The 13,111-nt window shown below is 74.1% G+C and carries 11 protein-coding genes and 1 pseudogene; 5 read left to right on the top strand and 7 right to left on the bottom strand.

What is annotated here, in order from left to right; genetic code table 11:
* Positions 1–30 precede the first annotated feature (30 nt).
* Positions 31–564, top strand: a complete 534-nt coding sequence (gene idi, locus M1O15_RS11740) for an isopentenyl-diphosphate Delta-isomerase (RefSeq protein WP_372499461.1) — start codon at positions 31–33, stop codon at positions 562–564.
* Positions 565–745: 181 nt separating this feature from the next.
* On the opposite strand, the pseudogene M1O15_RS11735 reads toward idi, so the two are convergent.
* Positions 746–1,246 (bottom strand): annotated as a pseudogene (locus M1O15_RS11735) (ATP-binding protein); the annotation flags it as partial.
* A 105-nt stretch (positions 1,247–1,351) separates the two neighbouring features.
* The gene (locus M1O15_RS11730) at positions 1,352–1,897 is read right to left on the bottom strand and encodes an HdeD family acid-resistance protein (protein ID WP_248633753.1); all 546 of its coding nucleotides are present in this window, start codon (positions 1,895–1,897) and stop codon (positions 1,352–1,354) included.
* 335 nt (positions 1,898–2,232) lie between these two features.
* Here M1O15_RS11730 and M1O15_RS11725 point away from each other — a divergent pair, with 335 nt between their 5' ends.
* The gene (locus tag M1O15_RS11725) at positions 2,233–2,976 is read left to right on the top strand and encodes an enoyl-CoA hydratase/isomerase family protein (protein ID WP_248633582.1); all 744 of its coding nucleotides are present in this window, start codon (positions 2,233–2,235) and stop codon (positions 2,974–2,976) included.
* A gap of 46 nt (positions 2,977–3,022) precedes the next feature.
* Here M1O15_RS11725 and M1O15_RS11720 read toward each other — a convergent pair whose 3' ends face one another.
* Both M1O15_RS11720 and M1O15_RS11715 read right to left on the bottom strand, forming a co-directional pair.
* Positions 3,023–3,667 (bottom strand): DJ-1/PfpI family protein, encoded by a 645-nt coding sequence (locus M1O15_RS11720; protein WP_248633580.1) that lies wholly within the window; start codon positions 3,665–3,667, stop codon positions 3,023–3,025.
* Positions 3,668–3,716: 49 nt separating this feature from the next.
* Positions 3,717–4,682 carry a GlxA family transcriptional regulator gene (locus M1O15_RS11715; RefSeq protein ID WP_248633578.1) on the bottom strand — a complete coding sequence of 322 codons (966 nt, stop codon included), beginning with the start codon at positions 4,680–4,682 and terminating at the stop codon, positions 3,717–3,719.
* A gap of 271 nt (positions 4,683–4,953) precedes the next feature.
* Here M1O15_RS11715 and M1O15_RS11710 point away from each other — a divergent pair, with 271 nt between their 5' ends.
* On the top strand, positions 4,954–5,817 hold the full coding sequence (locus tag M1O15_RS11710) for an SCO6745 family protein (protein ID WP_248633575.1): 864 nt from the start codon (positions 4,954–4,956) through the stop codon (positions 5,815–5,817).
* 182 nt (positions 5,818–5,999) lie between these two features.
* Positions 6,000–6,131: an LPFR motif small protein gene (locus M1O15_RS31355; protein WP_260604312.1), complete on the top strand. Its 132-nt coding sequence runs from the start codon at positions 6,000–6,002 to the stop codon at positions 6,129–6,131.
* 36 nt (positions 6,132–6,167) lie between these two features.
* On the opposite strand, the gene M1O15_RS11705 is transcribed toward M1O15_RS31355, so the two are convergent.
* Positions 6,168–6,632: a GNAT family N-acetyltransferase gene (locus M1O15_RS11705; RefSeq protein WP_248633573.1), complete on the bottom strand. Its 465-nt coding sequence runs from the start codon at positions 6,630–6,632 to the stop codon at positions 6,168–6,170.
* 140 nt (positions 6,633–6,772) lie between these two features.
* Between M1O15_RS11705 and M1O15_RS11700 the strand changes: the two genes are divergently transcribed.
* On the top strand, positions 6,773–9,238 hold the full coding sequence (locus M1O15_RS11700; protein WP_248633572.1) for a Tex family protein: 2,466 nt from the start codon (positions 6,773–6,775) through the stop codon (positions 9,236–9,238).
* A gap of 121 nt (positions 9,239–9,359) precedes the next feature.
* Here the strand turns inward: M1O15_RS11700 and M1O15_RS11695 are convergent, their stop codons facing one another.
* Both M1O15_RS11695 and M1O15_RS11690 read right to left on the bottom strand, forming a co-directional pair.
* Entirely contained in the window at positions 9,360–11,000 is a 1,641-nt protein-coding gene (locus M1O15_RS11695; RefSeq protein WP_248633569.1) for an ABC-F family ATP-binding cassette domain-containing protein, read from the bottom strand.
* Positions 11,001–11,242: 242 nt separating this feature from the next.
* Entirely contained in the window at positions 11,243–12,979 is a 1,737-nt protein-coding gene (locus M1O15_RS11690; RefSeq protein WP_248633752.1) for a BCCT family transporter, read from the bottom strand.
* Positions 12,980–13,111 lie beyond the last annotated feature (132 nt).

Raw genomic sequence — 13,111 nt, 5'->3', positions numbered from 1 at the left:
GACGCGCCGGGCGCGGCCCAGCGTCCGATCATGCTCGAACTGGTCGACGAGACCGGCGCCACCATCGGGACCGCGGAGAAGCTGGCCGCGCACCAGGCCCCGGGACAGCTGCACCGGGCGTTCTCGGTGTTCCTCTTCGACGAGGAGGGGCGGCTGCTGCTCCAGCGCCGGGCGCTCGGCAAGTACCACTCCCCCGGGGTGTGGTCCAACACCTGCTGCGGCCACCCCTATCCGGGCGAGGCGCCGTTCGCGGCGGCGGCCCGGCGGGTCCACGAGGAGCTGGGCGTCTCGCCGTCGCTGCTCGCCGAGGCGGGCACGGTCCGCTACAACCACCCGGACCCGGAGTCGGGGCTGGTGGAGCAGGAGTACAACCACCTCTTCGTCGGGATGGTGCAGTCACCGCTGCGGCCGGACCCCGAGGAGATCGAGGAGACCGCGTTCGTCACCGCCGCGGAGCTGGCCGAGCGGCGCTCCGCCGGGATGTTCTCGGCCTGGTTCATGACGGTGCTGGACGCGGCGCGCCCGGCGGTCAAGGAGCTGACCGGGGAGACGGGCGGCTGGTGACGGGCCGACGGCCGGCGGGCTGCCGGTAGGCGGCTTCTCAGGGCCCGGCCGGGCCCGGGCGCACACGGGGCGCCCGGGTTCCGGCCGGGCCCTGTCGCGGTACGGGGCCCGGCGGCGGTACAAGGCCCGGCGGTACGGGGTCGGGCTGGGGTGCGGGGCCGGGCTGCGGTAGGGGGGCGGGGGCGCTCAGGGGGAGGGCGGCCCAGACCACCTTGCCACCGCTCGCGGTGTGCTCGACATCGCACTGGCCGCCCGCCTCCCGGCTGATCTCCCGGACCAGCAGCAGCCCGCGCCCGCCGGTGCGGTCGTCGTCCGCCTCCAGGGCCCGGGGCCGGTAGGGGTGCTCGTCCTCCACCGCCACTCTGATCCACTCGGGGCCGACCGCCACCTCGACGGCCAGTTCGGGTGAGAGCAGTGCGGCGTGCCGTACCGCGTTGGTCACCAGCTCCGACACGATCAGCAGCACGGAGTAGAGCGTGTCGCCGTCGATCGGCACGCCTTGACGTTTCAGCAGGTCCTTCACCGCGCGCCGGGAGTGGGGTACGGAACCGTCGGCGGCCGGCGCGGTGAAGCGCCAGACCCCCTCGTAGGGCCGGGGCCCGGCGGGCGCGGCCCCCCGGGTCGCCGTGGTGGTGCGGTTTCCGTCCTCGTGTCCGGCCGTCGCGTGCTCGGTTGTCGCCACGTCACCGAGTGTGGGCAGAGGGCGGGAGGGCTCGCGCTACTGACCAGAAGTCAGCGGCAATTCGACGCATTCCGACCGGACGCGCCCGGCAGTGCCACTTCCCTGCTACTTCTTCAGCCGTCCGTGGTCGTCTTCTGGCGGGTTCTCGGAGACCATATGCACGATCCGGCGGCCGCCCACCCCGACCGCGAGCAGCCCGAGCCCGTCGAACAGCAGCGCGAGCGAGAAGAAGGCGCCGAGCACGTAGAGGCTGCTGCTGGGCCACTCGACCAGGACCAGGACGCCCAGCAGCAGGCCGAACACGCCCTGCAGCAGCGTCCAGCCGAACTGCGGACCCCGTACCACCACACTGCCGACCAGCCGAAAGAGGCCGCCGGTGAGGAAGAGCAGGGCGGCGAACATGGTGAGCGCCTCGGCCGACTCCACCGGATGGCGGATGACCACCACGCCCGCGGCGATGTTCAGCGCGGCGACCACCGTGGCCAGCCAGAAGTAGCCCTCCTTGCGGGACTCCACCGCGTGCAGCAGCCCGACCAGTCCGCCGACCAGCAGCAGCCAGCCGAAGAGCAGCATGGTGGTGAGGGTGGCGAAGGCGGTGTAGAACAGGCCGACCAGTCCGCCGATCACCAGGATCGCGCCCAGCAGGGCCAGTACGCCGAAGCTGCGGCTGAGCTTCTTGCGCTGCCGGGCGGCGGGGTGGGTGGGCTCGGTGTCCCGGCGGCCCGGGCGTGTACCGGTGGTGGGCGGGGCGGACGGCGGGGCGGCGGCCGGGCCGGAACCACCGTAGCCGGGGTCGGGTCGGCCGTAGCCGGGGTCCGGGGGGCCGCCGGCCGAATCGGGACGGTGGGGGGTGCCGGGGTCGGGGGCGGTGTCGGCCATCGGCTCGCCTCGCTCTCTCACGGTGCCGCGCCGCTACCGGCGCCGGTCGCGTTACCGGTACCCCTCTGACGATCGTATGACCGCCCTGGGCGGATAGCATCCGCCCCATGGAGCCGCAGCTGGAGCACACCGTCGCCGACGGCGTCGCCACCGTCGTGATCAGCAACCCCGCCAAGCGGAACGCCATGACCGCGGCGATGTGGCGGGCGCTGCCCGGTCTGCTGGCGGAGCTGGCGGCCGACCCGGCGGTGCGGGTGCTGGTGCTCACCGGCGCGGGTCCGACCTTCTGCGCCGGGGCGGACATCTCCACGCTGCGGGAGCCCGGTGACGAGCAGCAGGCGCTCGCGGTACGGGCCGAGGAGGCGCTGGCCGCCTTCCCCAAGCCGGCGCTCGCCGCCGTGCGCGGCTACTGCGTCGGCGGCGGCAGCCAGCTGGCGGCCGCCTGCGACCTGCGCTTCGCCGAGGAGGGGTCGCTGTTCGGGATCACCCCGGCGAAGCTGGGCATCGTCTACCCGGCCTCCTCCACCCGGCGGCTGGTGGCACTGGTGGGGCCGTCCGCCGCGAAGTTCCTGCTGTTCTCCGCGGAGCTGGTGGACACCGGGCGGGCGCTGCGCTGGGGACTGGTGGACGAGGTGCTGCCGGCGGGCGAACTGGACAAGCGGGTCGCCGAGTTCGCCCGGGTGCTGGCCTCGCGTTCGCTGCTCACCCAGGAGGCGGCGAAGGACTTCGCGGCCGGCCGCACCGACCGGGAGGCGCACTGGGCCGAGCAGGCCCGGGGCAGCGGGGACACCGCGGAGGGCGTGGCGGCCTTCCTGGAGCGCCGCGCCCCGCGGTTCACCTACCCGGGGTGACGCGCCCCGCGGTTCACCTACCCGGGGTGAGCGAGCGAGGAGCCGCTCAGCCGGCCGGATCGACGTGGGTGGCCAGCTCGGTGCGGCAGAAGTCCACCAGATGGGCCGGGGCCTTGTCCGGGGAGCCCGCGTCATAGGGCGGCTGCGGGTCGTACTCGGTCATCAGCTGCACGATCCGGGCCATGTCGTCCCCGCCGAGGCGGCCGAGCAGGTGCAGGGCCATGTCGATGCCGGAGGAGACCCCGGCGGCGGTGACGTACTTGCCGTCGAAGACGACCCGCTCACCGGTGGGCTCGGCCCCGTAGCCGGCGAGCCTGTCCCTCGCCAGCCAGTGGGTGGTGGCGCGGCGGCCGGTGAGCAGTCCGGCGGCGCCCAGCACCAGCGAGCCGGTGCAGACGGAGGTGGTCCAGGTGGTGGTGCGGTCGACGGCGCGCAGCCAGTCCTGGACCACCGGGTCGTCGGCGGTGGCCCGGACGTCCGGGCCGCCGGGGACGAGCACCACGTCCGGGCGGGTCACCTCGGCGAGGGAGCGGCCGGCGACCAGGGACAGGTTGTCCTGGTCGTTGCGGACCGGTCCGGCCTCCCGGGCGACGAAGACGGTCTCGTTGCCGGGCATGCGTTGGAGCAGTTCGGCCGGGCCCACCGCGTCGAGGGCGGTGAGGCCGGGGTGGAGCAGGATCGCGATCTGCATGGGGTGGGTCCCTTCGGTGCGCGTGCGGTCGACGGGTGTCGGGGTGGGGTCAGTGGGCGGGGAGCGGGGCGTGGAAGCGGCGGCGGTACTCGGCGGGGGCGGTGTCCAGGGCCTTGGCGAAGGCGCGGCGCATCGCCTCGGCGGTGCCGTAGCCGGCGGCGCGGGCGACCTCCTGCACCCCGTCGGTGGTGTCCTCCAGCAGGCGGCGGGCGTGTTCGAGCCGGACCCGGTCCACATAGCGGCCGGGGGTGGTGCCGGTCTCCGCGCGGAAGGCCCGGGCGAAGTGGCGGGGCGAGAGCCGGGCGCGGGCGGCGAGCGCCTCCACGGAGAGGTCGGCCGCCGGATGCTCGGTGATGAACTGCTGGAGCTCGCGCAGCGGTTCGCGCCGGGCCGTCTGCGCGGCCAGCTGGGCGCTGAACTGGGCCTGGTTGCCGGGGCGGCGCAGGAAGACCACCAGATGGCGGGCGATGGCGAGGGCGGTCTCCCGGCCGTGGTCCTCCTCCACCAGGGCCAGTGCGAGGTCGATGCCGGCGGTGACCCCGGCCGAGGTGGCGACCGGTCCGTCCCGCACGAAGATCGGGTCGGGGTCCACCTCCACCGCCGGCCGCAGCCGGCTCAGCCGGTCGCAGAAGGCCCAGTGGGTGGTGGCGCGGCGGCCGTCCAGCAGTCCCGCGGCGGCCAGCAGCAGCGATCCGGTGCAGACGGCCATCAGCCGCTCGGCGCGCGGTCCGTGCGTCCGCAGCCACTCCACCAGGGCCGGGTCGGGGTGCCGGGTGCCCTCGCCGCCGGGGACGAGCAGGGTGTGCTCCACCTCGGCGGCGGCGAGCGGGATGTCGGGGGCGAGGCGCAGCCCGCTCTGGGTGCGGACCGGCCGCCCGTCCAGGGAGGCGGTGGTCAGCGGGTACGGGACGTGGTCCGGGGTGGCGTGCCCGGCCCCGGCGAAGACCTCCAGCGGGCCGCTGACGTCCAGGCTCTGCACCCCGTCGAACAGCACCACCAGCACGGGCCGGACCACCGGGCCATCGGCGGGGGCGTCCGGCCCGTGCGCATCCGGCGAGGGGTCCCCGACCCCGGGCCGGCCCGCCGGGACCGCTCGACGCGAAGGGCGTACGCGCGTCCGGTGCTCCCCCGGGTCTCCACCGGCCATGCGCTCCGCCTCCTCCGCCCCGTCGCGGGCCCGGCTCCGCGGCCGGCCGCACTTCCCATCCTTCTCGCGGCACCCGGCGGCCGCAATGACGAGCAGCCCACCCTTTCTGCCGTACCGACCAGTCGGTAACGTGCAGTCCATGACGACTCTCCCGCCCCGCGCCGCACGCCGCTGCCACCACGCCGTGAACCCTCTGCACTCGACGCTCTACTTCTCCCCCGACCTGCACAGGGAGCTGGCCGCCGAGGGCGTCACCGACAGCTCCGCCGCCTACTTCGCGACCCGTTCGGCGCCGCTGGGCCGGGTCGCGGCCGGCACCGTCACCGCCACGTTCTACAACTTCAGCCATGAGCTGGTCGCCCGGCACCTGCCGGCCGTCTGGGACACCGTCTCCCCCGAGGCGGTGCTCGCCGCCCGGCTGCGTGCGGTGGACGCCACGCTGCGGCGGCTGCTCGGCGAGGAGGCGATCGCCTCCGAGGAGATGGCGGAGGCGGCCGGGCTGGCGCTGCGGGCCGCCGAGGCCTGCACCCGGCACGCCCGTCCGCTGTACTCCGCCCAGGCCGACCTGCCGGTTCCGGTGGAGCCGCACCTGGCGTACTGGCACGGGGCGACGCTGCTGCGCGAGCACCGCGGGGACGGCCACCTCGCCGCCCTGCTGCTCGCCGGGCTGGACCCGCTGGAGGCCCTGGTCAGCCACACCGCGACGGGCAGGGGCATGACCCCCCGGTTCGCGCTGGCCACCCGCGGCTGGCGGCGGACCGACTGGGACGCCGCGGTGGAGCGGCTGCGCGGGCGCGGGGTGCTGGACGCGGACGGTGAGCTGACCGAGGCGGGCGCGGCCCTGCGGGCCGAGGTGGAGGAGCACACCGACCGGATGGACGCCGCCCCCTACGAGCACCTGGGAGCGGCCGGCGTCGAGCGGCTGGCCGAGCTGGGGCGCGGCTTCCTGGAGGCGGCGGTGATGGCGGGGGCCTTCCCGGAGGGCCTGGTCGCCAGGGGCTGAGGCGGCGGGGGCCGGAGGCGCGAGGTCCGGAGGGCCGGGCTTCCGGGGACCCGGCATCCGGGGACGGGCCGGAGGGCCGGACAGGCGGGCTCCCAGCGGGCCTCCCGGAGCGTGGGGACGTTTGGCGGGGGCGGTGCGGGCAACGCGGAGGGACCACACCCCGATGTCACCGGAGGTACCCCATGCGTACGATCGCGGACTTCTTCCGCATGATCGGCTCGGCCGTCGCCACCGTGGTCACCCTGCCGTTCCGGCTGCTCGCCCGGCTCTTCGGCGGGGCCTCGCGGGGCGGCGGCCGCGCCCGCCGGGCCTGAGGACGGCGCGGCCCGGCCCCGTACCGGATCACCCGCTCAACGGAGCCGGAAATCCACCCAGGGGACGGTCTCGCCCGGCAGTACATAGCGCTCCGTCTCGGCGAAGCCGTGCTTCCGGGCGAACCGCAGCCCGTCCTCGTTGCTCGACAGCACCACCGTCTCCACCGTCTCCGCGCCGAGCCGCCGCGCCCGGTCCAGACCCCGGGCGTAGAGCCGCCCGCCGAAGCCCCGGCCGCGGTGACCGGGGAGCACCCGGGCGATCACCGTCGCCGTGCGCGTACCGTCGGCCGGCGGCCGCACGGTGCTGGAGCCCACCGCGGTGTCCCCGAGGTAGGCGACCTCCAGCCGGTGCCGCCCGGCCCGGTCCCACGCCTCGTCCAGCGTCAGCCGATGGGTGGGGATGACCGTGTTGTGGACGTGCAGCCAGTCCCGGAGGGCGGTCTCGTCCTCGGGAGTCAGGATGCGGAGTCCCGCCGTACCGGTGTCCTCTGATCCGACCATGGGGACATCCGATCGTGCCCCACCCCCCGCGTCAAACGCCTTTCGGCCGGGCCCGGTCACGGAGGCCTCCCCCCTCCTGTCGTACCGCTGCGGCAGAATGCAAAGGCAAGCTGGAGGCACGAGGAAGCGGGTCGGACATCGTGACGACGTCCATCGAAGGCAGGATCGCCGAGGAACTCGGCGTACGGGAGCGGCAGGTGAAGGCGGCCGTGGAGCTGCTGGACGGCGGCTCGACCGTGCCGTTCATCGCGCGCTACCGCAAGGAAGCCACCGAGATGCTGGACGACGCGCAGCTGCGCTCCCTGGAGGAGCGGCTGCGCTATCTGCGGGAGCTGGAGGAGCGGCGGACCGCGGTCCTGGAGTCCGTACGCGAGCAGGGCAGGCTCACCGCGGAGGTGGAGGCGAGCATCCGCGCCGCCGACACCAAGGCGCGGTTGGAGGACGTGTATCTGCCGTTCAAGCCCAAGCGGCGCACCAAGGCGCAGATCGCCCGGGAGGCGGGCCTGGAGCCGCTGGCGCAGGGGCTGCTCAGCGACCCCTCGGTCGAACCGCTCGCCGCGGCGGCCGCGTTCGCCGACCCGGACAAGGGCGTCGCCGATCCGGCGGCCGCGCTGGAGGGCGCCCGGGCGATCCTGACCGAGCGGTTCTCCGAGGACGCCGACCTGATCGGCGAGCTGCGCGAGACCATGTGGGGCAAGGGCCGGCTGGTGGCCAGGGTCCGGGACGGCAAGGAGGAGGCGGGCGCCAAGTTCGCCGACTACTTCGACTTCGCGGAGGGCTTCACCGAGCTGCCCTCGCACCGGATCCTGGCGATGCTGCGCGGCGAGAAGGAGGACGTCCTCGACCTGGTGCTGGAGCCGGAGGAGCCGCGCGAGGGCCCGTCGAGCTACGAGGGCGCGGTGGCCCACCGGTTCGGCATCGCCCAGGCGGGGCGGCCGGGTGACGCCTGGCTGGCCGAGACGGTCCGCTGGGCGTGGCGCACCCGCATCCTGGTGCACCTGGGCATCGATCTGCGCACCCGGCTGCGCACCGCGGCGGAGGACGAGGCGGTACGGGTCTTCGCCGCGAACCTGCGCGATCTGCTGCTGGCCGCCCCGGCCGGCACCCGCGCCACCCTCGGGCTCGACCCCGGTTTCCGCACCGGGGTGAAGGTCGCCGTGGTCGACGCCACCGGCAAGGTCGTCGCCACCGAGGTCATCCACCCGCACGTCCCCGCCAACCGCTGGGACGAGGCGCTGGCCAAGCTGGCCCGGCTGGCGAAGGAGCACGCGGTCGAGCTGGTCGCCATCGGCAACGGCACCGCCTCCCGCGAGACCGACAAGCTGGCCGGCGAACTGATCGCCAGGCACCCGGAGTTGGACCTCACCAAGGTGATGGTCTCGGAGGCGGGCGCCTCGGTGTACTCGGCCTCGGCGTTCGCCTCCCAGGAACTGCCGGACATGGACGTGTCGCTGCGCGGCGCGGTCTCCATCGCCCGCCGCCTGCAGGACCCGCTGGCCGAGCTGGTGAAGATCGACCCCAAGTCGATCGGCGTGGGGCAGTACCAGCACGACCTGTCCGAGGTGAAGCTGTCGCGTTCGCTGGACGCGGTGGTCGAGGACTGCGTCAACGGCGTGGGCGTGGACGTCAACACCGCCTCCGCGCCCCTGCTGTCCCGGGTCTCCGGCATCAGCTCCGGGCTCGCCGAGAACATCGTGTCCCACCGGGACGCCAACGGCCCGTTCCGCTCCCGCCGCGCCCTGAAGGACGTGGCGCGCCTCGGCCCGAAGGCGTACGAGCAGTGCGCCGGCTTCCTGCGGATCCGCGGCGGCGACGACCCGCTGGACGCGTCCAGTGTGCACCCCGAGGCGTACCCGGTGGTGCGGGCGATGGGGAAGAAGGCGGGCGGTGAGGTGGCCGCGCTGATCGGCAACACCTCGGTGCTGCGGTCGCTGCGGCCGGACGAGTTCGTGGACGAGAAGTTCGGTCTGCCGACCGTCACCGACATCCTGCGCGAGCTGGAGAAGCCGGGCCGCGACCCGCGTCCGGCGTTCCGCACGGCCACCTTCAAGGAGGGCGTGGAGAAGATCGGCGACCTGGCCTCCGGGATGGTGCTGGAGGGCGTGGTCACCAATGTCGCCGCCTTCGGCGCCTTTGTGGACGTCGGTGTCCACCAGGACGGGCTGGTCCATGTGTCGGCGATGTCCCGCACCTTCGTCAAGGACCCGCGCGAGGTGGTGAAGCCGGGTGACGTGGTCAAGGTGAAAGTCCTGGACGTGGACATCCCGCGCAAGCGGATCTCGCTGACGTTCCGGCTGGACGACGAGGCGGCGGCCGGTGCCTCCGGCGGCCAGGGCGGCGGCGCGCGCCGCGAGCGCGGCGGCCGACCGCCGCAGCAGCGCCAGGGCGGCGGCGGTGGTGGTGCGGACCGCGGCGGACGCGGTGGAGCCGGTGGCCGGGACCGCCGCGGCGGTACGGGCGGTGGCGCCGGTACGGCCGGGGGCGGCCGCCCGTCGGGAGCCCCCGCCCCGGCCAACAGCGCCATGGCCGACGCCCTGCGCAAGGCGGGCCTGCTCGAAGGCGGCGGCAGCGGTTCCGGCGGCGGCCGGGGCAAGGGCCGCCGCTGACCGGCAGGCGGTGACCGGCAGGCGGTGACCGGCCGGCGGTGACCGGCAGGCGATGTCCGGCTGATGGCCGGGGCGGGCGCATGGGTGCCGGCCCCGGCCATCGGTGCGTGCCGGGGGGCCGTCAGGTGAGTTCGGTGGCCTTGCCTCCGGCGACCTCGATGCGGCGGGTGGTGCGGACGGCTTCGAGCATCCGGCGGTCGTGGGTGACCAGCAGCAGGGTGCCGGAGTAGGCGTCCAGGGCGGACTCCAGCTGCTCGATGGCGGGCAGGTCCAGGTGGTTGGTGGGCTCGTCGAGGACGAGCAGGTTGACGCCGCGGCCCTGGAGGAGGGCGAGCGCGGCGCGGGTGCGCTCGCCCGGGGAGAGGGTGGTGGCCGGACGCAGCACATGGTCCGCCTTGAGGCCGAACTTGGCCAGCAGGGTGCGCACCTCGGCGGGCTCGGTCTCGGGGACGGCGGCCCGGAAGGCGTCGAGCAGGGTCTCCAGGCCGTGGAAGAGCGCGCGGGCCTGGTCGACCTCGCCGACCACCACCCCGGGGCCGAGCGCCGCGTGCCCGGCCTCCAGCGGCAGCCGGCCGAGGAGCGCGGCCAGCAGGGTGGACTTGCCGGCCCCGTTGGCGCCGGTGACGGCGACCCGGTCGGCCCAGTCGATCTGGAGGGTGACCGGGCCGAAGCGGAAGCCGCCGCGGACCGCCTCGGCCTCGCGCAGCACCGCCACCACGGAGGCGGAGCGCGGGGCGGGGGCGATCTCCATCCGCAGCTCCCACTCCTTGCGGGGCTCCTCCACCACCTCCAGGCGCTCGATCATGCGCTGGGTCTGGCGGGCCTTGGCGGCCTGCTTCTCGCTGGCCTCGCTGCGGAACTTGCGGCCGATCTTGTCGTTGTCACCGGCCTTGCGGCGGGCGTTCTTCACGCCCTTGTCCATCCAGGACCGCTGGGTCTGCGCCCGGTCCTCCAGGGCGGACCGGCGGTCGGCGTACTCCTCGTAGTCCTCGCGGGCGTGCCGGCGGGCCGTCTCACGCTCCTCCAGATAGGCGTCGTAGCCGCCGCCGTAGAGGGTGATCCTCTGCTGGGCCAGGTCGAGTTCCAGGACCTTGGTGACGGTACGGGCCAGGAACTCGCGGTCGTGGCTGATGACGACGGTCCCGGCGCGCAGCCCCTGGACGAACCGCTCCAGCCGCTCCAGGCCGTCCAGATCGAGGTCGTTGGTGGGCTCGTCCAGCAGGAAGACGTCATAGCGGGAGAGCAGCAGCGAGGCGAGCCCGGCGCGGGCCGCCTGGCCGCCGGAGAGGGAGGTCATCGGCGCGTCGAGGCCGACGGTGAGCCCGAGGGAGTCGGCGGTCTCCTCGGCCCGCTCGTCCAGGTCGGCGCCGCCGAGGTGCAGCCAGCGCTCCAGACTCGCCGCGTAGGCGTCGTCCGCGCCGGGCTCCCCCGCGACCAGCGCCTCGGTGGCCGTGTCCATGGCGGCCTGGGCCTCGGCGACCCCGGTGCGCCGGGCGAGGAACGCCCGTACCGTCTCCCCCGCCCGGCGCTCCGGCTCCTGCGGGAGGTGGCCGACGGCGGCGGTGGCCGGGGACAGCCTCAGCTCCCCGTGCTCGGGGGCGTCCAGCCCGGCGAGCAGCCGGAGCAGGGTGGACTTGCCGGCGCCGTTGACGCCGACGAGGCCGATCACGTCGCCGGGTGCGACGACGAGGTCGAGTCCGGAGAAGAGGGTGCGCTCACCGTGCGCGGCGGCGAGGTCCTTGGCTACGAGGGTGGCAGTCATCAGGGAGCCGATCCTAGTCAGCGGGCCCGGAGCGACTCGTGGGGGTCGGTCGGCGTCGACCGGCATCGGCCGTAGGAGATGAGACGGCGGCGGGGTGGTCGGGCTGAGCACGGCGGCGGTCCTCGCCGGGTCGGGCCGCCGGGTGCGGGCGCGGGAGGCGGGCCGGTCTGGGGCCGTACGTGTGCAGGGGCCCCGTCCGGGAGTCGGACGGGGCCGCTGCGCGTACCGGCGGCTCGGGAGCCTCAGGAGGCGCCCGGGTCGTCCTTGCGGGGCTCCTCGACCTGCTTCGGCGCGGGGGCGGCACCGCTGGCGGGGGCGTCGTCGCCCGGACCGATGCGGATCTCGAAGTCGCCGGAGTACTTCTCGTGGCCCGCGATGACGGCCTCCTCGACCGCCTCCTCGGCGATCTCGCCGCGCACGATCAGCGGGTCGCGGCGCAGGTCGCGCATGAGCGCCCAGCACATCCCGATCATGACCAGCACAAAGGGCGCGGCCACCAGGATGGTGAGTTGCTGGAGTCCGGCGAGCGCGTCGCCCTGGCCCTGGCCGACCAGCAGCATGATGGCGGCCACGGCGCCGGTGACCACACCCCAGAAGACGACCACGAACCGGGCCGGTTCGAAGCTGCCCTTCTGGGAGAGGGTGCCCATGACGATGGAGGCGGCGTCGGCGCCGGAGACGAAGAAGATGCCGACCAGGATCATCACCACCAGGCTGGTGACCCCGGCGATCGGGTACTCCTTCAGCACACCGAAGAGCTGGGCCTCCTGCGACATGTCGCCGCTCAGCCGGCCCTCGTCCGCCAGGTGCATCGAGGTCCCGCCGAAGATGGCGAACCAGATCAGGCTGACGGTGCTGGGGACGAGGATCACACCGCCGACGAACTGGCGGATGGTGCGGCCCCGGCTGATCCGGGCGATGAACATGCCGACGAACGGCGTCCAGGAGATCCACCAGGCCCAGTAGAAGACCGTCCAGCTGCTCAGCCAGTCGGCCACGTCACCGCCGCCGGTGGAGGCCTCGGTGCGGCCCGCGAGCTGCGGCAGCTCCTCCAGGTAGGCGGCGAGCGAGGTCGGCACCAGGTCCAGGATCATGATGGTCGGTCCGGCGATGAAGACGAACAGCGCCAGCAGCAGCGCGAGCACCATGTTGGTGTTCGACAGCCACTGGATGCCCTTCTCCACCCCGGAGACCGCGGAGAGCACGAAGCAGACGGTGAGCACCGCGATCACGGCGACCAGCAGCCCGGTGCCGGCCTTGCTGAGCCAGCCGACCTCCTGCATACCGCTGCCGATCTGGAGCGCGCCCAGGCCGAGCGAGGTCGCGGAGCCGAACAGGGTGGCGAAGATGGCGAGGATGTCGATGACCCGGCCGGGCGCGCCCTCGGCGTGCTTCTTGCCGATCAGCGGGGTGAAGACGGCGCTGATGTTCTGCCGCCGGCGCCGCCGGAAGGTGCTGTAGGCGATGGCCAGGCCGACCACCGCGTAGATCGCCCAGGGGTGCAGGGTCCAGTGGAAGAGGGTGGTGGCGAGCGCGGTCTGCATGGCGTCGGCCGCGTCGGCGGGGTCGGTGCCCGGCGGCGGGTCGGTGAAGTGCGCGAGCGGCTCGCTGACGCCGTAGAACATCAGGCCGATGCCCATGCCGGCGCTGAACATCATGGCGACCCAGGAGATCGTGGAGAACTCGGGCTTCTCGTGCTCCTGGCCCAGCTCGATGCGGCCGTAGCGGCTGACGGCCAGCCAGAGCGCGAAGACCACGAAACCCGAGGCGGCCAGGACGAACGCCCAGCCGCCGTTGTGCATCAGCCCGTCGAGCAGGGTGGACGACACGCTCTCCAGCGCGTCGGTGGCGGTGGCGCCCCACACCACGAAGGCGAGGGTGAGCACCGCGGTCACCCCGAAGACGATCCGGTCGGTGACCGGAGGCTTGTCCTCGTGCGGATGGCGTCCCGGTAGGGCCGCCTTCACCGGCAGCCGCATCCGCTGCGCCGGTTTGCGTTCATCCTGCTGCACGGGCGGCACCTTTCGCGATCATGGCCTGATTTCGCTGCTGCTACCCCTTACTCCACAGTTCACACATTTTTTATCTCCGCAAGCGGGGCGGGGCCGACG

The organism is Streptomyces lichenis (assembly GCF_023218175.1).
GTDB classification, from domain to species: domain Bacteria; phylum Actinomycetota; class Actinomycetes; order Streptomycetales; family Streptomycetaceae; genus Streptomyces; species Streptomyces lichenis.
This window is presented reverse-complemented; position numbering and strand designations above follow the sequence as displayed.